This is a genomic window from Ralstonia sp. 25C, from assembly GCF_051904805.1.
Classification (GTDB): domain Bacteria; phylum Pseudomonadota; class Gammaproteobacteria; order Burkholderiales; family Burkholderiaceae; genus Ralstonia.
Window position 1 is genome coordinate 379,848 of record NZ_CP196738.1, and the last position, 17,437, is coordinate 397,284.

The following is a 17,437-nucleotide window of genomic DNA, read 5'->3' on the forward strand; positions in this document are numbered from 1 at the left end:
CACGATAGGAGGCGGCCCTTATACTGGCAATACAATGATCACAATACCGTTATTGCCATGGACAATAATGCTGCAGCGCTTGCTGACCTGCCTGACCTGAAGCTGCTTCAACTGTTCGACCTGCTGTACGACGTTCGCAACGTCAGCCGTGTTGCCGAGCAGCTCGGGCAAAGTCAGCCGACGGTCAGCATCTGGCTCGGGCAACTGCGGGACTACATACGGGATCCACTCTTCATCCGCACGCCCGGCGGCATGGCCCCCACGCCGCAGGCGGATGCACTGATCGGGCCGTGCCGGGAGATCCTCGAATCGCTCAGGCGTTTTGCTGCCTGGGAGATTGCGTTCGACCCCGCGACAGCGCAGCGGCGGTTTCGTATCTGCATGACCGACGCGAGCCATATCACGCTGCTGCCACGTCTTCTGGCGCATGTTCGCGCCCAGGCGCCTGGTGTCCGCTTGGAGGCCGCCAGAATCGATGGCAATACGGAACGCACGCTGGAATCCGGTGAAGCCGACCTCGCGATCGGCTACGTGCCATGGCTGAGCGGCAGCATCTATCAGCAGCAGCTGTACGAGCAGGATTGGGTCTGCCTCGCCAACCGGCACCACCCGAGAATCCGCACGCGGTTTGGCGTGAAGCAATACAGCGCGGAGGGACACGTCGCCGTCACGGCGGGCACCGGGGCGCAGCTGCTCCAACAGGCCCTGACGCGCGAGCGCATCGAGCGTCAGATCGTGCTGGAACTACCGGGGTTCTTAGGGCTCGGCGCGATTATCCAAACGACCGACCTGATTACCACACTGCCCCGCCACATCGGTGAAACGCTCGCCCAGGCGAATGACCTGGCCGTGCGCGCGTGCCCGTTCCCGGTGGAAGGCTTTGCCGTACGGCAGCACTGGCATGCCCGGTATCACCATGAAGCGGGCAACCGCTGGCTGCGCGGCGTGGTCAGTCAATTGTTTGGCGGAGCGCGCTAGCGGGAGGTTTGGGGCACGCAAGACGGTTATGATCGACAGCAGTCACGAGCATCCCTCGGCGACACCCACGCCAACGACGGCAAGGAGAACCGCATGATCAAGGTCACCGTGATGTACCCGTACACCGAAGGCGCGCGCTTCGACCACGCCTACTACCGCGACCGCCACATGCCGCTGGTGAAGGCACGGCTGGGCAGTGCCTGCGCGTACTACACCATTGACAAGGGCCTGGCCGGCGGAGCGCCGGGCCAACCGCCTGCCTTCGTGGCGATGTGCGCGTTCATCTGTGATTCGATCGAAGGCTACGAGGCCGCCATCCAACCGCACCGCGCGGAGATCCTGGGCGACATCGCCAACTACACCGACATCGTGCCGGTGGTCCAGGTCAGCGAGGTCGTGGTTGAGCGGTCGGAGCGTTGAGCGTGTCGGCGCGCTAGTCAAACCAAACGCTGTCGGACGGATCGAGCGCGGAAGACTGGCGAGCGAACATGCCCGCAAGACGCTCGCCCCCTGTCCACCAAGGCCCTAGACCTCGGCCGATTCCGCAGCCTTCGCAAGCTCCGCCATTGCTTGCCTTGCTATCTCCAGCGCTTCATCGCCCATTCGAGCGGCGAGCGTCGCCTTCGCTACAGTCCATATGGGGAGCGCCTTCAACACGAGCCGACGCCCCGACGTCGTCAGGGTTAGCCGCTTTCCAGCGCGGCCGCGTCCACCTGTGGCGCAAACCAGATCCTGGCCCTCAAGATTCTGAACCGATCGGCTCAGGGTCGTCGGATCCACCCCAGCCTTGTCCGCAAGCTCGACCAGCGACGTACCGTCCGCCTCACCGATGCCGACCAAGAGGCTGAATTGCTCCGCCGTGATCCCGAGTGGCCGAAAGCAGGCGTTGTAGTAGCGGGTGAGCGACCGCGCCGTTGCGCGTGCCTGGAAGCCCGGACACTCCGTTGCGACGCTCTTCAAAGATTCTGGATCAAAACCCTTCACATCGACCTCGTTTGACAACCGCTCTACCCGATAATACTGTATATGCATTATTTACGGGACCACCCAATGCCAGCATACGTACACGTCAACCTACGCGTCATTGACTCTGCCAAACAGGCTGCGCTCGCTCCACGCTTTCAAACAGCGCTACAAGAAGCGGGAGGGCGAATCGTACATTTCGGCCCTGTTGTGCAGACCCTGGAGGGAGATGACGAGCCGCTGCCCATGGCCGGCGTGTTCGAATTTCCGACGCTCGCCCAGGCGCTCGCCTTCTACAACTCTGAGAGGTATGCACCCATTAAGGCCGCACGCCAGGAGGCACAGCAGGCGCGGATGTTTGTGGTCGAAACGCAATCATGAAGGCTGCTTCCGGGCCAAAAGCGGTTTTTAGTACCCATGCCCTGCGCGGCTCAGGCGGCGGGTCAGTTACGATTCAGTGCGCGTGAGTCGGCGGTGTGCTATTCGGTTGGCTCGGCTTCCGAGGCGTAGCTTGCGAGCAGAGCCACACAGCGTTCCCGCAGGAAGGCACTCAGCGCTTTGATGGCGGGCGTTAGTTGCGCACGGTGCGCGCAAATCAAATGCAGCGGCGCGGGCTCGCCGTACTCCTGCGGAAAGATCTCGACCAATCGTCCGGCCTTCAGGTCGTTGATGAGATCCAGGCGCGATTTATAGATCAGGCCTTCGCCGGCGATCGCCCAGCGTCGCACCGCATCGGCGTCGTCGCTCACGCGGTTTCCCGTGACTGCCACAGTGCGCTCGCCGCCGGGCACCGTAAAGCGCCAGCGTTCATGGACCTGCTCGCTCCAGATATACCGAAGGCAGTTGTGTCGACGCAGGTCATCGACTTTGGCCGGTGCGCCATGTTGTTCGATGTACGACGGCGCTGCGCACAACGCGCGCCGGTTGTCGTCGAGCAATTTGATGGCCAGAAGGGATGAATCCGGCAGCGCCCCGTAGCGCACGGCGAAATCCAGCGGCTGACGGATGAGATCGGCCGCCCGGTCGCTCAACTTCAGGTGCACCGATAAACCGGGGTGCTGGTGCTGAAAATCGTCGAGCCACGGCAGTAGCAGATTTCTGCCGAAATCGGACGGCGCCGATAGCCGCAGCGGGCCGGACAGTGCCTCCCGACCGCCGGCCAGCGCCTGCTCGCCTTGCTCCCTGGCGCCAACCATGATCCGCGCATGCGGCAGGTAGCGCTCCCCGGCCTCTGACAGTTGCATGCTGCGCGTGGACCGCGTGAACAGGCGCGCGTCCAGCGCCTTTTCCAGCCGCTGCACGGACGCACTTGCCTGCCCAGGCGCGATATTCAGTTGGCGTGCCGCCTCCGAGAAGCTGCCGGCGTCGGCCGTGTGCACGAAGATTTGCACGTCATCGAGGCGGATGATTTTCATTGAAACGCCGAAAGTGTTTGGGCATATCGCCCGTTTATCCGCATATCGCTGAAAGATAGCATGGCCCTCATTCACTCTCTGGAGAACGTGTATGAAAGCCATCGGTTTCTATCAGAACCACCCCATCAGCCACCCGCAGGCGCTGCAAGACATCGAGCTGCCGACGCCTGAGCTGCGCGACCACGACCTGCTGGTGGAAGTCAAAGCGGTGTCCGTCAACCCCGTCGATACCAAGATCCGGCGGGGCGGAGACATTCCGGAGGGCCAGGCGCGTATCGCGGGCTGGGACGCAGCGGGCATCGTCCGCGCGACCGGACCGCGCGCGACGCGCTTCAAGCCCGGTGACCGCGTCTGGTATGCCGGCGACATTACGCGGCCCGGGAGCAACAGCGAACTGCATGCAGTGGACGAGCGCATCGTCGGCCCCATGCCGGCATCGCTGGATTTCGCGGAGGCCGCATCGCTGCCGCTAACAGCGATCACCGCCTGGGAACTGCTGTTTGACCGCCTACGTGTTCAGGCGGCCGACCCGACCGACAACAACGTACTGCTGGTCACCGGAGCGGCCGGTGGCGTGGGCTCCATCCTGACCCAACTCGCGCGCACGCTGACGGGGATGACCGTGATCGGCACCGCTTCGCGGCCGGAAACGCGTGAGTGGGCGTTGGCGCATGGCGCGCACCACGTCATCGATCACCGTCAACCCTGGGCACCTCAATTGGCAGAGCTTGGCATCAAGCACGTCACCCATGTGGCCGGGCTGAACCAGAGCGCCACCCACGTGCCGCAGATCGCCGCTGTGCTGCGTCCCGAGGGGCAATTCGCCCTCATCGACGATCCGGTGGATCTGGACATCGGGCCGTTCAAGGGGAAGTCCATTTCGATTCACTGGGAACTGATGTTCACGCGCGCCATGTTCACCACCGACACCCTCGCCCGACAACACGCCTTGCTGCGTCGCGTGGCCGAACTGGTCGATCGCGGAGACATCAAGCACACCCTGACCCAACGCATTGATGGCATCAACGCCGCGAACTTGATCAAGGCGCATGCGCTGGTCGAAGCCGGAAACATGATCGGCAAAGTTGTCGTCGCGAACGCCTGAACCCTTCTGACAAGGAGCCTCACCATGACATCCCCCATCATCACCACCGCAACGATCAGCCTGGAAGCCGCGCAAACCTTGCTCGCGGAGGCACGTCGCGCCTGCGCTGCGCGCGGGTTCGCCGCGACCATTGCCATTACCGATGCAGGCGGCCACCTGCGCGCGTTCGAGCGCGCGGACGCCGCACCTTTCCTGACCGCTGACGTCGCCATCAACAAGGCATGGACGGCAGCCTCGTTCGGCATGTCCACACACCAATGGAATCAGTACATGGCCGAACCCGCCGTTGCCCCGCTGGCGCACCATCCGCGCCTGATGCCTGTCGGCGGCGGTGTGGCGATCTTTCACGAAGGGCGTCTGGTGGGCGGCATCGGTATCTCCGGGGGCAGCTCTGCCCAGGACCACGAGGCCGCCGAGGAAGCCTTGCGTAACGCAGGTTTCCTGCAATGAGGCCCACCAAATGAAGAATCCTCTTCGCTACGCTCTGCCCGTGGCAGCCATGGCGGTCCTCGGCTTCTTTTCCGCCGCTCACGCCCAATCGCCCGCAGAAGCTTCCAACGCCCGCGATGCGGCCAGCTATGGCCTCGTCGTCAAACTTCCCATCAAGCAGGAAAGCCGCAGTGACTTCCTGCGACTCATCAAGGAGCGCATCTCGGCGAGCCGTCAGCGTCCAGAAGTCGTGGATTTCCGAGTCCTCGCCACGCCTGATCCCAACGTCTTTGTGGCGATTGAAAGCTTCCGAAACAAGGATGCGTTCGTCGCCTTCGAACAGTTGCCGGAGTCACAACGTTTTCTGAGTGTGCTGAAGCCGCTGCTGAGCGGATCCGTCGAAGCCTCTATCTTGCAACCGCTGCCATAGGCAGGTCGCCTTCGGCTCGGAAGCCGCCGCTCGCAGCCAGCACAACCACTCACTGCTGCCGGCCACAAACGGACGCGCCTCCGCGTCGCTGCCGAGTCGTTGAGGTGACGGCGTTTAGCTTGATTTTCTGCCAATGGCCCTGGCTCTGCCATAGGCCATCGCTGTTAAACCGCTGGCGCGTAAAATGCGCCCGATCGATACCTAGGCGGCACCTGCCCTTCTTCCGATGAAACGCTTTCTACTGCCGGCGGCCCTCTTCGCCGCATCCACCGCGCTGCACGCGGCCGACCTGCCTGCGGCCATTGCAGCGCAGTTGCCACCAGGCTACGGGCCAATGACATTCCGCGCGGGGCCGGCGATCGAAGGCGGTCGGCACAGCGTGCTTGTCGTCGCCCACCGGCGTGACGACTCGGCGGAGAAACCGTCGCCGCGCCCGCTGCTGATTTTCGAGGAACAGGCAAGCGGAGAGTACCGGCTCTCGGCGCGCAACGATACGGTCGTGCTACGTGCCAACGAAGGCGGCCAATGCGATCCGTTCGAGGACGGCTACGAGGGGCTGGCAGTCAAGGGCAGCTACTTTACCGTGCAGAACGGCGTCGCTTGCGGTTCGCACTGGACCGACTTCATCACGTTCCGCTACGACCGCGGGCGGCGCGCATGGCTCTTCGACAGCAAGATCGTGACGCTTTCTGATCCACTCAGCAGCTCACCGGATAAGTCGACCGTGACACGCGCGAACCGCGCGAAGCCGGTCGAGTTCGAGGCTTGGCGCCCTGCGCGCTGAAGCCATGCTCACGCCCAAGGCGGCAATGACGACGGTTGTGCGATGAGTGGCTTACCCAGTACCCCAGCAACTTGAAGTCGATGTTCCTTCCATGCCCCGCCACCACCACCACGTCTACGTCATCGAACTCTCGCGGCAAGTGCTGACCGAAGCGCGCTTCAAGAAAGCCAATCCCGATTACCTCGGTGACAAGCCTTGCGTGTATGTCGGCATGACCGGGCAGTCGCCGGACGTGCGTTTTGACAAGCACAAGGCGGGGCTGAAATCGAACCGGTTTGTGCGGGAGTACGGTTTGCGGCTGATGCCGGAGCTGTACGAGTGCTTCAACCCGATGCCCTACGAGGCCGCACGCGAGATGGAAGTGGAACTGGCGATCGGATTGCGCGAAGACGGGTATGCGGTGTGGCAAGCGTAGTGGATCGCTTCACCGCTGCGGAACCGTGAATGTCACGGTACGGCTGTCGAGCACCTGATGCTTGGCGTCAGCCAGGTCTACCCGCAACGTATGCGACCCGGCCTCAAGGCCTTGAAGGACGATGAGATCAGGGCTCGCCTGCACCCAATGCCAATGGGCGTTGTCGAGCGTCAGGTGCACGTGGCCGATGCGTGGCGAGACGTTGGCGGCGGCCGCCCCGTAGACCGGCGCAAGCTGCAAATGCTCGGCGTGAAACGGCACGACCACGACGCCGCGCGCGAGGGGCCCGGCCAGCGGCGCGGAGACCTCGAGCCGAGCAGAAGCATCTGCCGGCGCCCCAACCGGCGCAGCCGTCGGGCCGGCGCCCGCCTCTGTGGCGCCACTGGCGGCATGGCAGGCGGCAAGCGCCAACAGCGCGGCAACGACGCGCGCGCCCCGGCGCAATGAGACCGTAAACGTAGGCATATGCACTCCTTGTAGTGGTTTGGAACACCCCAATGTAATCGGCGATTACATTTGCGCAATGTAACATGTGATCGCTGATTACATAACCCCCCTCTTCCCGAAATTCATGCCATGCCCACTCCTGAAACCGTCGACGATCGCGACTACCACCACGGCGACCTGCGACGCGCCTTGATTGCCGCCGCAGTGGAGTTGGTCGAAGAACAGGGCCTGGAGGCAGTCAGCGTGCGCGAGGTGGCGCGACGCGTCGGCGTTTCGCCGGGCGCACCCTTCCGTCATTTCAAGAGCCGCACGGCCTTGCTAACGGCAGTGGCCGAAGAGGCGCAGGAGCGGCTGCTCACGGGGGTCACCGAAGCGCGCCGCCATGAACAAGCCGACGACCCACTGGCCGCCTTCCGCGCGATCGGCGAGGGCTTCCTGCGGTGGGCGTTTGAGAACCCCGGACATTTCCACGTTATCTCGACGCGTGCGGTGATTGATTTCGACAGCCCCGGCCTACGCGACCGCAACGACCGCCTGCGTACAACCATGCGGCAGTTGATGGAAGCCGCGGCACAGCAAGGGCGCTTGCGCTCCGGCGATATCGACCAGTACGTGCTCGGCCTGCGCGCGCTGGCATATGGCCTGGCGCGAATGCACATCGACGGCCAATTCGCGAGCTGGGGACAAAACCCAGACCAGGCTCTCGACGAAAGCCTGCGCGTGATGGAGCTGTTCGTCAGCGCCATCCAGGTGTAGGCCACCTACGCACATGGAGACCTCAATGCAGGTGCTGGATCACGAACCGTACAGCTGGTTCCTATTTGAAGCGGACGATGCGCTCTATCTCGACGCCAATTGCGACCACGGTGCGTTTGGCTACAGCTTCATGATTTGCCTGACAGCAGCTGAGGCTAAACGCTATCGCGACGAAGGTCGCGGTTACTTGAGCCGGCTGGCGCAGGACATCCACAACTCCGTCCCGATTCTGTCTGCGAGCACGTCGCCGTACAAACATCGGAAGGCGTCTCAAGAGGAAGAAGCCCAAGCGAGCGCTGCGGTGAGCGCGTGGCAGGCGGACCGGGTTCGCAGTCTCAAGCTCGGCCGATGACGCTTCGCCGGTACGACGCGGGTTGGCCTAGAAGGGTTACGCCGGCTCCATGGCACTCGGCGACGCCCCACCGATGTACTGCGTGATATCGACCGCATCGATCTGTTCCGGCCGCATGAAGCGGGCGGCATAGCGCAGGTACACGCCACTGCTCAGGAACAGGTCGAACAGCTCCGGGTCAATGTGTTGCTGCGCCTTGGCGATGGCCATGATGCGTACGGACTCCGACAGCGTCTTCGCCTTCTTGTAGGGCCGGTCTGCGGCGGTGAGCGCTTCAAACACATCGGCAATCGCCATCATGCGGGCCAGCGGGCTCATCTGTTCGCGGCGCAACCGCCTCGGATACCCGGTGCCGTCCATCTTCTCGTGGTGGTTGCCCGCAATCTCCGGCACCTCGCGCAGCGCCTTTGGAAACGGCACGCGCGAGAGCATGATCTGCGTCTGCACGATGTGGTCTTCGATCTTGAAACGCTCTTCTTCCGAGAGCGTGCCGCGGCTCACGAGCAGGTTGTGCAGCTCGCCCCGGTCGTACAGATGCTTGGGCGTGTTCAGCTTGAATCTCCACGGATTGTCGGGCGGAATGGTGTCGTGTTCGGTACGCGCAATCACGTGCTCGGGCTTGTCGGCGAGCAGAGGTTCCTGCGCCGGCAGTGGCGCTGCGGGCTGGCGCTGCTGGCGCGCAAGCTCCTCTTGTGAAACGCCAAGGCGGTCGTCCAATGTGCGTGTCCACGTGCGGGCGGCAATGCGTTGCAGCCGTTCCTTCTGCGAGGCATCCATGAACTCGCTGCCTTGGTTGCACTTGGCGACAAACGCAAAGTCCTCATCCAGTGATGCCCACTCGGCGTCGCGGCGGCGCTGCGCAACCTCGGCGTCTTCGCCCATCGCAACAGCGCGCAGGTAGTCGATTTCCGCGTCGCGCTTGAGCACTTCGAAGCGCATGCGCACCTCGTGGATGCGGTCGTGCAACGTTTCCAGCTTGGTCGCCTTGTCGATGACGTACTCGGGGGTGGTGACCTTGCCGCAGTCGTGCAGCCACGCGGCCACGTGCAGGGTCTCGCGTTGTGCATCGGTCATCTGGAACGACTGGTAGGGGCCGTCCGTGGCATCGCACGCGGCCTGGGCCAGCATCTTGGCAAGCTCGGGCACGCGCCCGCAGTGGCCGCCAGTGTGGGGGCTCTTCGCATCGATCGCACCGGCGATCACTTGGATGAAGGCGTCGAATAGCTTGCGCTGGGCATCGGTCAATGCGTGCACTTCCAGCGCACCAGCGCACAGGCTCGCCAGCGTCCCCACGAAAGCCAACTGGGCTGCTTCGATGGGTGTATCGCGCAGGATGAGAATGACGCCTTGCAGTTCATGCGCCCGCGTCGCCAAGGGAATGGCTGCCGCATGGCATGACGCGCCCATGGTCAGCGGTTCGAGTTTCGCCGTGCGGATGACGTCGTCTGCGAGTGCGCTGGCCTGCGGCTCCATCGCGCCCACGGCGCTGCGGATCAAGGGCGGCGCCGCTTGTAGTGGCGTCTGCCCGATCGCGGGTGCCACGTCCGCACCGCTGCGGTCGAACGCCACGGCCGGGGTCAGCGATGCCTCGTCCGCCAGGTACAGCACACCCGCGCTGCCTCCGGAAGCATCGAGCATCTTGCGCAGCAGCAGCGGCAAGAGTTGCTCGAGCCGGCTTTCCGCGGCAACGGCCTGCATGATGATCAGGAAGCGCTGGATGGTCTCTCGCATCTGCTCGGACGTTTCGCCAAGCGCCCTCACCTCGTTGATGCGCGACGTTGCGGCAATGGGCTGCTGGAAGTCGAACCGCCGGATGGCCTCCATGCCATCGGCCAAGGCATGCATGGGCCGCGCGATCCGGCGCGCCGCCCACCCGATCAGCGGCAAGGACAACACGATGATCAGCCCTGTGACACCGATGCCCACCCAAGCCTCGCGCCGCGCCCCCTTCAGCAACTCGTCCTGCGGGATGGCTGAGACGAGGTACAGCGCCTTGCCGCCGGTGGGGGTCAGGCGGTCGATGCGCGTGTACCACGGCTCGCCGCCGGCGGAGAGTACCGCTTGCCGCGTCCCCGATGCATCCAGATCACGCACGCCAGCGGCAAGCTGTGTGAGGACGGGCAAGCCGTAGTCGGCTGCGGCCGCGAGCAGGCCCGACTGGATCGTGTCTGGCGCCGAGGCGGATGCCGGTGCGTCTCGATCAATGGCGACGACCTGGCCGCTGGCATCCAGCAGCGCAAGCACAGACCGCGCGACGGTTTCCTTGCGCTCCAGTGTTTGGCCAAGCAGATCCAGCCGGAAGTCGCCACCCACCACCGCATGGCGAGACACCGTCGGCAGCGCCAGCGTGGCGCCCGCCTGCCGGTCTGAGAAGAACATGTACGGCTCAGTGCGGATCAGCCCGCCCGCTGACATGGCCGACATGAACCACGGCCGGTCCCGCGGATCGAACTTCGCCGCAAAATCCGAGGCATCGGCGGTCTGGATGACCGTCAGAGTGGCATCCAGAAAATGCAGTTGCCCTCGGGACACGCCGCCCGTGTGTTCGACAGTGCGCACCACATAGGCGGCACGCTCGGGGGCGTTGAATACCGTGCGATCCGCCGCCGCACGCAGCGGCCGCACGTAAAAGAAGCTGCCATCCGCATAACCCACGTACAGCGACTGCAGCACCGGTGAGGTCTCCAATGCGTCGCGCACGAGCGCCAGGCGCGCCATCCGCGCGTCGACCGACTGCGCATCGGCCAGTGAGCTGTGGCTGATGAGCTTGACCGCCATCAGCGCGGGCGTCATCAGGTCCTCAACCTCGTTCAGCGTTTCCAGGCTGATGCGGCGCGTGGCTTCAGCCGCCGCCTTCTCCTGCGCAGCTTTGGCTTGGTAGAAATGGATGCCGCAGATCAGCGCGCCCAACGCCAGCGTCAGCGAGCCAAACAGCACCCACAGGTGAACATAAAGCGGGTAACTCCTGCGCGGTTGCATGGGGCCCTCCCTCGGTGGGACACGGCAGACGGCGGCTGCGTTGGCTTGGCGATGACCGTGGTGCGTGCACTGTGCAGTGTTGGCGGCGCCCCACGGATCGTCAAGGTTCGTGGGGTTTTGGGTTCACTTGGGGGATGTGGGTTGCCCTTCTGATCTGAACGCTGTTATCACGGGGCATTTTCGGTTCGATGCGCGTGCTCTGAGCCGGTTACCGCCACAAACCCCAGCTTGCCGCCACCGCTGGCCGCCCGTAAACTCTCCCCCGCTCGCGCAAACAAGCGCAGCCGGGACTGCAATCCCGAATTCAAGTTCGCCCGTGAGTGCCGTTATGGCCCTTGCGTGCCGTCGTTCGCCTATATGGGCGGGCCCGGCAGGGAGGGCCTCACGGCCCTGCCGGTTGTTGGTGAACTTGATCGGTATTGCAGACCTTGCCGTGTGCCCGCCCACCCCTCTCGGTGGGCGGCTCCCCTTACTCAAAGTTAGAGGGCAAGACGATGGCATTACTGATTCACGCTGTCCCCACCATTTGCGGACGCTGCTCCGCACATTTCCCCGCCCCGCCCTGCATTGATCGCCACGCCGTGTGCGGAGGTGCGCGATGACGCTTGAACACAACCGGGACTATCTGAACGGCGCGCTGTCTGCGCGGGAGTTTCTGCGGCGCACGCAGGCGGGGTTGAAGCTGCATCGGCAGTTTGAGCCGAGGGTGCTGCGGTGGGAGTTGCAGATGCACGCCAGCGAGAAATCTGCGGAGTATCAGGCGGGGTTTCTCGACGGTATCGGTGTTTATGTGCTCACCACGCTGGAGGGGGTGTTGGTGGAGTTGTATCGGTGGGAACTGCTGAAGGAACTGGAGCGGGATAGATAAGAGGGATTAACCACTTCCCCGATGACGGGCGGGGAAGGTATAAAAGGCAGTTCATAGATACGGAAAGAACTTGTGCCATGCACGTCCGCTTCCGGTGAGAGCGCTGCTCGCCGACCCCGTGGTGTGCTGGTGAAATTCCGCACCTTCGCGCATCGCCCCACAATTAACCTTCTTGCCCATCACGTATGTCGAACGAGATCGATTTCTCTGGAAAGTACAGTTTTACCGTACTAGTACATCATGAAAAGATGGGCGACCTGGGCGAGGCCACACTTCAGTTCGGCGCAAGCCACTGGCCGCATCTTCGCTTCGTCGATTGGCTAACGTGTGACCGCTTGGGCGAAGGGACGAAGTTTGAGCATCTTCGAGCCACCGCCGACAGCGGTGAAATCTTCACCTTGTTTGACTGCTCGGTCGCGGGATATGCCGTGGCTGTGAACTATGTTATCGCAGGGGATGTGACTGGTGCCTTCAAAACCATCTCCATTCGCTTTGATGACGTGAACGAATGGTTGCTACCCTTCCGAAGGGTTGAAGAAACAATTGAATCCACCACCAAAGAAACTAACCACCTAAAGGAAATAGCTGCCACCGTTAAAAGCGATACGCAATATTTTAAATTCTCCGCTGAGACAGTCGCTAGAATCAAGCGTCATGGAGAAGACCACATAGTTCATGAACACGTTATTTTTAATTTTGATTGCCTGGATGGATTCTTCTCCACCAACGACATAAAGGAGAAATCACATGAATTATCTACACTGCTTTCGATACTGACCGCTATCCCACTGGCCTTGGTCCACGTGCTTGTCAAAAGCAGAGAAGACAAATTTCACTACGTGTTTTTCCCGTCGTTCAAAAAACAGCCAAGCGAATCAAAGAGCCGAAGCTGGGCAGACTACCTCACTAGAAAAGCGTTCCTCGACGGACGGTGGCAAACTATTTTCGATAACTATTATCGCTCCCCATATCGAAATATATCATGGGTTCGACTGGCGGGGATGCAGCGATATGATAGTTTCTGGGAATACAAAGCCCTCGGTTACGTCAGCCTCTTGGATAAATATGTGGACCACCGCACGAAGGGCCAAAAGCGTCAACCATCTAAGGGGCAAGAGCTAAAAGAAACAAAACTGCACACCAAATTGAAAGAAGTTCGCCCAGCACTGACCGAAACGCAGGAAAATGCCATATTTTCGATAATTTCTGGAATTTTCCTTAACAACGGCAACCTGACGTTTGGCGAAAAATATCGATTTGTCCTAGACACCATGGATAGCGACGTCAGGTCCATAATCAACCTAACCCATGATGATTTCAACCAGATAAAAAGCATCAGGGATGCAGTTGCCCACGGAAACGCGCCAGACCTTGTAGAAACTGACTTCGGCAGAGTTGGAATAATAGTAAGTAAAATTGCCCTAATGCTGACGTATTGGGCTTTTATCGATTTCGGCATCATTGCAAAAGATTTCCTGGACTGCTTCCGAAACCATAGTCAACTGCATTTTAGCGCTGACATCGATAGAGTACAGCTCTCCAGAATAACCAAATCAGCAGGCTTTTTTGAAGTATCAGATGAGCAGTTCGAGGAATTGGAAAAAATCAAAGGAATCAAGCTGCATTCCTGTTTTCTACTGCATAGCAACGGCAGCATCGACTATGCTGAGCATCATGTTGCCGCGTTGAAGAAATGGCTTCAGCAGCCTCTCCCGGGAGAAATTCCGGTAGCTGAGATTTTCGGTCAAGAAAAGGAAAGGATCAAATGCTGGGGACAAGCTTATATAGAGGCGGGTACCAAGCGGCTTGAACTTATACAGCCCTACTTTATCGAGAGCGACTAGGGGCGGAATTCCAACAACATTATCGCTGTCACCATCATTGATCTCGCCCCGTTCGTTTGCTGCTCAAGTCCGCGTCAGCTCCACCCCAGGCACCCGCATCTGCTCGACCTCCGGCAGGTCGATACCGAAATACTCGACAAGCAGCCCCCGCAGCGCCCGCCGATCCTCCAGCTCAAACCGATGCGGCGTATCCCCCCGCCAAATCGTCGCATCCCGATTCATCACCGTCACCCGCCCCTCGTCCGTCAGTGCGCGCATCAGGATGCGGTGTTTGAACGGCGACGTCGGATGCGTGCTCGTGTAGTGGTTCGCCATCTCAAAGTCGACCGGGTAGTCCTGCTCTAGCGTAGTGACCCAGGCGTCGACGGGTGTGTCGCTGCGCACCTGTGCACGCAGCACCCAGTGGTCGCCATCGCGCGCCATCCAGTGCAGTTCGCCATCGATGCTGGCCTGCGTGCCGTCGAGCGGTACCGGCACACGCGGCGCCAGCGAGCCAAAACCCGGGTCGACGACGAAGGTGCCTTCGGGCAGCGGCACCGTCAGGAACATGTGCGTGCGCGGCGCTTCGGTGCGCGGGGCGAGCAGCACCACACGCGATGGGTGGCGCGTGGGCTGAAAACCGAGTTGCTCCAACACGGCCGCAAACAAGGTGGCGTGCTCGAAGCAGTACCCACCCCGGCGCCCGTGGACGAGCTTGTTCTGGATGCTTTCCAGATCAATGCGGATGCCGCGTCCGAGCAGCACGTCGAGGTTCTCGAACGGGATGTGCCGCATATGCGCATGCACGAGTTGCGCCAGCGTGTCGTAGGTCGGGCGGGTGTCGCCGCCCCACCGGATGCGGTTGAAGTAGGCGTCCAGGTTGATGGGCGATGTCACGTGCGGTCTCCTTGTGCGCGGGGGCGCGGATCTTATCAGTCTTTTACGCGGCGGCGGAACTGCTGTTCGGTCACGGGGCTGCCCCACTGTGTGCCGGTTTCTTCGTGCGTAAGCGTAAAGCCGAATGATTCGTAGAGGTGGCGGGCGGCGTCCAGGCCCTTGAAGGTGTTGAGGTAGGTCTCGTCAAAGCGCGCGTCAACAAAGCGCATGGCGCGCGACATCAGCTCGCGGCCAATGCCGGTGCCGCGCAATGCATCGTCCACGATGAACCAGCGCAGGTGTGCGGCGCGATAGTGCGGGTTGCCGTCGATGGCGAGCGAGGCCAGGCTACGGCCGTTTTCTACGCAGAGCCAGAGCGCCTTGTTGTCGTCCGGCAGGGATTGCGCAAAGTCGGCCAGTTCCTGGGCGACGCGGCGCTCGAAGAACACGCCAAACCCCCAGTGCTGGGCGTAGAAGCGGCCGTGCAGGCTGGCAATGTCGCCAATGCAGCCGGGCACGTAGCCCTGCACGATCTGGATGCCGGGCTCGTTGGCGGTGATTGGTGCTTTGTGGTCGTTGTCGTCAGCCAGCGCGCTGACGTACTGCGACATCGACGCAAGCAACCGCTGTTGGTCCAGCGGGGCGAGGTGGCGCAGCGCGTTCGATACCTGGTCAGACGCATAAGCGTCGATCTTGCGGCGCAACTGCTGGCCGGCGCGCGTCAGGTAGAGCTCGGAAGATCGGCCATCGTCATCACAGGCGCGGCGCTCGACCAGCCCGGCGGATTCCAGGCGGGTGACCTGGCGACTGGTGCTGGATTTGTCCAGCCGCAAGCGTTCGGCCAGATCGCGCGCCTGGATGCCGGGCGTGCCGGCAATCTCCAGGATGGCGTGCACAGCGGAAGGCGGTAGATCGCTCTGCGCCAGCGTGCTGCGCATGAAACCGAGTTCACGCACCAGCCTGCGCGAGACCTCGCGCAGCTCGCTGATGGTTTGCTCGCGGGGCTGGGCGGGGGCTTCGATGAAATCCATGACAGCCTCGATTGGTTGCGTAGAACAACCAATATAGTTGCATGGAGCAACCTGTTCAAGCCACCCGCTTTTGCCCCGCTTCTCTACGGGTGGTCAGGCAAAGGCCGGGCCTGCGGTGCCCCCGGTGCCATTTCCCATTTGGAACACCGATACCGCGCGTCGCAAGGTCGTTGCCTGCTCTTCGAGGGACTGGGCTGCCGCTGCCGCCTGCTCCACCAGCGCGGCGTTCTGCTGCGTCACTTCGTCCATCTGCACGACGGCCTGGTTGACTTGCTCGATGCCTCGGCTTTGCTCGGCAGACGCCGCGGCAATCTCGGCCACGATCTCCGACACGCGGCGGATAGCCTCCTTTACTTCAGCCATGGTCTCGCCCACTTCAGCGGCTTGTTGCGAGCCCGCCTGCACCACGGCAACAGAAGCGCCGATCAGTCCCTTGATCTCCTTGGCAGCAGAAGCGGAGCGCTGTGCGAGCGTGCGCACTTCGCTGGCGACCACGGCAAAGCCGCGGCCCTGTTCGCCGGCTCGTGCGGCTTCCACGGCGGCGTTGAGCGCCAGGATGTTGGTCTGGAAAGCAATGCCTTCAATCAACCCGGTGATCTCGGAAATCTTGCCCGAGCTGGTGCTGATCTGGTCGATCGTGCCGACCATCGCCTGCACGGCCACGTTGCCAGCCTGTGCAATGGTGCTGGCGTTGGAGGCCAGCGCATCGGCCTGAGCGGCGTTCTCTGCGTTCTGCTTCACGGTCTCGGTCAACTGCGTCATGCTCGACGCGGTTTCTTCCAGTGATGCGGCCTGCTGTTCCGTGCGTGCAGACAAGTCGATATTGCCGGCGGCAATTTCCTTGGACGCCACCGTCACCGATTCGGCCGACACCTTGATACCGCGCACCGTTTGGGTCAGTTGCTGATCCATCGTCCGCAGCGCGACCAGCAGTTCGCCAAACTCGCCCTGCGTGTCAACAACGATGCCGTTCTCCAGCTTGCCACCGGCAATGTCGTTGGCCACGTTCACAGCACGGCTGAGCGGGCGCGAGATCGCACGCAGCAAGTACCAGCACATGCCAACACCCACCACAAACCCTGCGCACACCAGCACGATGGCCACAACGAGAATGCGGTGGTATGTGGCTTCGCTATCGGTCACGAACGCCTTGGCTTGCGAGAGATTGATGGCGATGTCTTTGGTCAGCAACGTGCTAATGGCCTCCCCCGCAACGGCGTGCCGGTTGATGTGCTCTGACGCAGCATCCACGTGACCGGCTTGCAGCGCGTTGATCACATCAGTTGTCGCTGTATTGAACGTCTGCATCGCCTCGTTGATCTGGTTGGCGACCTGGCGCTCTTCATCGCTCGTGATGCTGTCGGGGAAATATTGCTTCCATGTGCCGTTGATCTGCTCCATGTCGGCACGAATCGTCTGGATGGACTGCGCAGCCTTGGCAGCGTCGTCCTTGAAGACTTGGATTCGCCGCAGTTGCAAGCGCACATCGAGTTGCGCTGCACGCATTTCCGACAAGCGTGCAATCGGCAGTGTGTTGCCGGTGTAGGCGTCATTCATGTTGCCGTTCAGGCGCATCAAACCCGTCACGCCAAACACGCCCGTCGCCATCAGCAGCACCAGGCAAATGCCAAAGGCTGCCAAAAGTTTGAACCGTACCGAATGCACCATTGAGCTCATTTTTTCCCCGTCCGTTGCGCCGCACTCAATCTGTCGAAATTGAGTCTTGCATAGGCTGCATATCGACCGAAGAACAAGCAGCTGAAGGGGTTTTGCGCTTTGTTGAGGA

19 protein-coding genes are annotated in these 17,437 nt (G+C 61.8%); 12 read left to right on the top strand and 7 right to left on the bottom strand.

Annotation, left to right across the window (positions count from 1 at the left end; all coding sequences use genetic code 11):
* Window positions 1–57 precede the first annotated feature (57 nt).
* Window positions 58–978, top strand: a complete 921-nt coding sequence (locus tag ACS7SF_RS20220; protein WP_439894437.1) for a LysR family transcriptional regulator — start codon at window positions 58–60, stop codon at window positions 976–978.
* A 93-nt stretch (window positions 979–1,071) separates the two neighbouring features.
* Window positions 1,072–1,398 (top strand): EthD family reductase, encoded by a 327-nt coding sequence (locus ACS7SF_RS20225; RefSeq protein WP_439893922.1) that lies wholly within the window; start codon window positions 1,072–1,074, stop codon window positions 1,396–1,398.
* A gap of 105 nt (window positions 1,399–1,503) precedes the next feature.
* On the opposite strand, the gene ACS7SF_RS20230 is transcribed toward ACS7SF_RS20225, so the two are convergent.
* Complete coding sequence (locus ACS7SF_RS20230; RefSeq protein ID WP_439893923.1) at window positions 1,504–1,962, bottom strand: MarR family winged helix-turn-helix transcriptional regulator; 459 nt, start codon at window positions 1,960–1,962, stop codon at window positions 1,504–1,506.
* Window positions 1,963–2,028: 66 nt separating this feature from the next.
* Here ACS7SF_RS20230 and ACS7SF_RS20235 point away from each other — a divergent pair, with 66 nt between their 5' ends.
* Window positions 2,029–2,322 (top strand): DUF1330 domain-containing protein, encoded by a 294-nt coding sequence (locus ACS7SF_RS20235; protein WP_439893924.1) that lies wholly within the window; start codon window positions 2,029–2,031, stop codon window positions 2,320–2,322.
* Window positions 2,323–2,420: 98 nt separating this feature from the next.
* Here ACS7SF_RS20235 and ACS7SF_RS20240 read toward each other — a convergent pair whose 3' ends face one another.
* Window positions 2,421–3,350 (bottom strand): LysR family transcriptional regulator, encoded by a 930-nt coding sequence (locus tag ACS7SF_RS20240; protein WP_439894438.1) that lies wholly within the window; start codon window positions 3,348–3,350, stop codon window positions 2,421–2,423.
* A 97-nt stretch (window positions 3,351–3,447) separates the two neighbouring features.
* Between ACS7SF_RS20240 and ACS7SF_RS20245 the strand changes: the two genes are divergently transcribed.
* The 5 genes from ACS7SF_RS20245 to ACS7SF_RS20265 all read left to right on the top strand — a co-directional run bounded on the left by ACS7SF_RS20245 (window position 3,448) and on the right by ACS7SF_RS20265 (window position 6,519).
* The gene (locus ACS7SF_RS20245) at window positions 3,448–4,461 is read left to right on the top strand and encodes a zinc-binding alcohol dehydrogenase family protein (RefSeq protein WP_439893925.1); all 1,014 of its coding nucleotides are present in this window, start codon (window positions 3,448–3,450) and stop codon (window positions 4,459–4,461) included.
* 24 nt (window positions 4,462–4,485) lie between these two features.
* Entirely contained in the window at window positions 4,486–4,911 is a 426-nt protein-coding gene (locus tag ACS7SF_RS20250; RefSeq protein ID WP_439893926.1) for a GlcG/HbpS family heme-binding protein, read from the top strand.
* 10 nt (window positions 4,912–4,921) lie between these two features.
* On the top strand, window positions 4,922–5,320 hold the full coding sequence (locus tag ACS7SF_RS20255; protein WP_439893927.1) for a putative quinol monooxygenase: 399 nt from the start codon (window positions 4,922–4,924) through the stop codon (window positions 5,318–5,320).
* A 226-nt stretch (window positions 5,321–5,546) separates the two neighbouring features.
* Window positions 5,547–6,104: a hypothetical protein gene (locus ACS7SF_RS20260; protein WP_439893928.1), complete on the top strand. Its 558-nt coding sequence runs from the start codon at window positions 5,547–5,549 to the stop codon at window positions 6,102–6,104.
* A 91-nt stretch (window positions 6,105–6,195) separates the two neighbouring features.
* Complete coding sequence (locus ACS7SF_RS20265; RefSeq protein WP_439893929.1) at window positions 6,196–6,519, top strand: hypothetical protein; 324 nt, start codon at window positions 6,196–6,198, stop codon at window positions 6,517–6,519.
* Between the two features lie 9 nt (window positions 6,520–6,528).
* On the opposite strand, the gene ACS7SF_RS20270 is transcribed toward ACS7SF_RS20265, so the two are convergent.
* A complete protein-coding gene (locus ACS7SF_RS20270; RefSeq protein WP_439893930.1) occupies window positions 6,529–6,984 on the bottom strand; it encodes a DUF6130 family protein in 456 nt (151 codons plus the stop codon).
* 111 nt (window positions 6,985–7,095) lie between these two features.
* On the opposite strand from ACS7SF_RS20270, the gene ACS7SF_RS20275 reads away from it, so the two are divergent.
* Both ACS7SF_RS20275 and ACS7SF_RS20280 read left to right on the top strand, forming a co-directional pair.
* Entirely contained in the window at window positions 7,096–7,722 is a 627-nt protein-coding gene (locus ACS7SF_RS20275) for a TetR/AcrR family transcriptional regulator (protein ID WP_439893931.1), read from the top strand.
* 25 nt (window positions 7,723–7,747) lie between these two features.
* Window positions 7,748–8,074 carry a hypothetical protein gene (locus tag ACS7SF_RS20280; RefSeq protein ID WP_439893932.1) on the top strand — a complete coding sequence of 109 codons (327 nt, stop codon included), beginning with the start codon at window positions 7,748–7,750 and terminating at the stop codon, window positions 8,072–8,074.
* A 36-nt stretch (window positions 8,075–8,110) separates the two neighbouring features.
* Here ACS7SF_RS20280 and ACS7SF_RS20285 read toward each other — a convergent pair whose 3' ends face one another.
* Complete coding sequence (locus ACS7SF_RS20285; protein ID WP_439893933.1) at window positions 8,111–11,053, bottom strand: HD domain-containing phosphohydrolase; 2,943 nt, start codon at window positions 11,051–11,053, stop codon at window positions 8,111–8,113.
* A 598-nt stretch (window positions 11,054–11,651) separates the two neighbouring features.
* Between ACS7SF_RS20285 and ACS7SF_RS20290 the strand changes: the two genes are divergently transcribed.
* Window positions 11,652–11,921, top strand: a complete 270-nt coding sequence (locus ACS7SF_RS20290; protein WP_439893934.1) for a hypothetical protein — start codon at window positions 11,652–11,654, stop codon at window positions 11,919–11,921.
* Window positions 11,922–12,106: 185 nt separating this feature from the next.
* Window positions 12,107–13,765, top strand: a complete 1,659-nt coding sequence (locus ACS7SF_RS20295; protein WP_439893935.1) for a HEPN domain-containing protein — start codon at window positions 12,107–12,109, stop codon at window positions 13,763–13,765.
* Between the two features lie 63 nt (window positions 13,766–13,828).
* Here the strand turns inward: ACS7SF_RS20295 and ACS7SF_RS20300 are convergent, their stop codons facing one another.
* The 3 genes from ACS7SF_RS20300 to ACS7SF_RS20310 form a co-directional block, all read right to left on the bottom strand.
* The gene (locus ACS7SF_RS20300) at window positions 13,829–14,641 is read right to left on the bottom strand and encodes an arylamine N-acetyltransferase family protein (RefSeq protein ID WP_439893936.1); all 813 of its coding nucleotides are present in this window, start codon (window positions 14,639–14,641) and stop codon (window positions 13,829–13,831) included.
* A gap of 35 nt (window positions 14,642–14,676) precedes the next feature.
* On the bottom strand, window positions 14,677–15,651 hold the full coding sequence (locus tag ACS7SF_RS20305) for a GNAT family N-acetyltransferase (protein WP_439893937.1): 975 nt from the start codon (window positions 15,649–15,651) through the stop codon (window positions 14,677–14,679).
* A 93-nt stretch (window positions 15,652–15,744) separates the two neighbouring features.
* Entirely contained in the window at window positions 15,745–17,328 is a 1,584-nt protein-coding gene (locus ACS7SF_RS20310; protein WP_439893938.1) for a methyl-accepting chemotaxis protein, read from the bottom strand.
* Window positions 17,329–17,437: the final 109 nt, after the last annotated feature.

Excerpts from the sequence above, each read along its gene's own strand:
- ACS7SF_RS20245 (WP_439893925.1), top strand. The coding sequence starts at position 3,448 with ATGAAAGCCATCGGTTTCTATCAGAACCACCCCATCAGCCACCCGCAG.
- ACS7SF_RS20220 (WP_439894437.1), top strand. The coding sequence starts at position 58 with ATGGACAATAATGCTGCAGCGCTTGCTGACCTGCCTGACCTGAAGCTG.
- ACS7SF_RS20235 (WP_439893924.1), top strand. The coding sequence starts at position 2,029 with ATGCCAGCATACGTACACGTCAACCTACGCGTCATTGACTCTGCCAAA.
- ACS7SF_RS20270 (WP_439893930.1), bottom strand. The coding sequence starts at position 6,984 with ATGCCTACGTTTACGGTCTCATTGCGCCGGGGCGCGCGCGTCGTTGCC.
- ACS7SF_RS20275 (WP_439893931.1), top strand. The coding sequence starts at position 7,096 with ATGCCCACTCCTGAAACCGTCGACGATCGCGACTACCACCACGGCGAC.
- ACS7SF_RS20280 (WP_439893932.1), top strand. The coding sequence starts at position 7,748 with ATGCAGGTGCTGGATCACGAACCGTACAGCTGGTTCCTATTTGAAGCG.
- ACS7SF_RS20295 (WP_439893935.1), top strand. The coding sequence starts at position 12,107 with ATGTCGAACGAGATCGATTTCTCTGGAAAGTACAGTTTTACCGTACTA.
- ACS7SF_RS20285 (WP_439893933.1), bottom strand. The coding sequence starts at position 11,053 with ATGCAACCGCGCAGGAGTTACCCGCTTTATGTTCACCTGTGGGTGCTG.
- ACS7SF_RS20250 (WP_439893926.1), top strand. The coding sequence starts at position 4,486 with ATGACATCCCCCATCATCACCACCGCAACGATCAGCCTGGAAGCCGCG.
- ACS7SF_RS20225 (WP_439893922.1), top strand. The coding sequence starts at position 1,072 with ATGATCAAGGTCACCGTGATGTACCCGTACACCGAAGGCGCGCGCTTC.
- ACS7SF_RS20305 (WP_439893937.1), bottom strand. The coding sequence starts at position 15,651 with ATGGATTTCATCGAAGCCCCCGCCCAGCCCCGCGAGCAAACCATCAGC.
- ACS7SF_RS20290 (WP_439893934.1), top strand. The coding sequence starts at position 11,652 with ATGACGCTTGAACACAACCGGGACTATCTGAACGGCGCGCTGTCTGCG.
- ACS7SF_RS20265 (WP_439893929.1), top strand. The coding sequence starts at position 6,196 with ATGCCCCGCCACCACCACCACGTCTACGTCATCGAACTCTCGCGGCAA.
- ACS7SF_RS20310 (WP_439893938.1), bottom strand. The coding sequence starts at position 17,328 with ATGAGCTCAATGGTGCATTCGGTACGGTTCAAACTTTTGGCAGCCTTT.
- ACS7SF_RS20255 (WP_439893927.1), top strand. The coding sequence starts at position 4,922 with ATGAAGAATCCTCTTCGCTACGCTCTGCCCGTGGCAGCCATGGCGGTC.
- ACS7SF_RS20260 (WP_439893928.1), top strand. The coding sequence starts at position 5,547 with ATGAAACGCTTTCTACTGCCGGCGGCCCTCTTCGCCGCATCCACCGCG.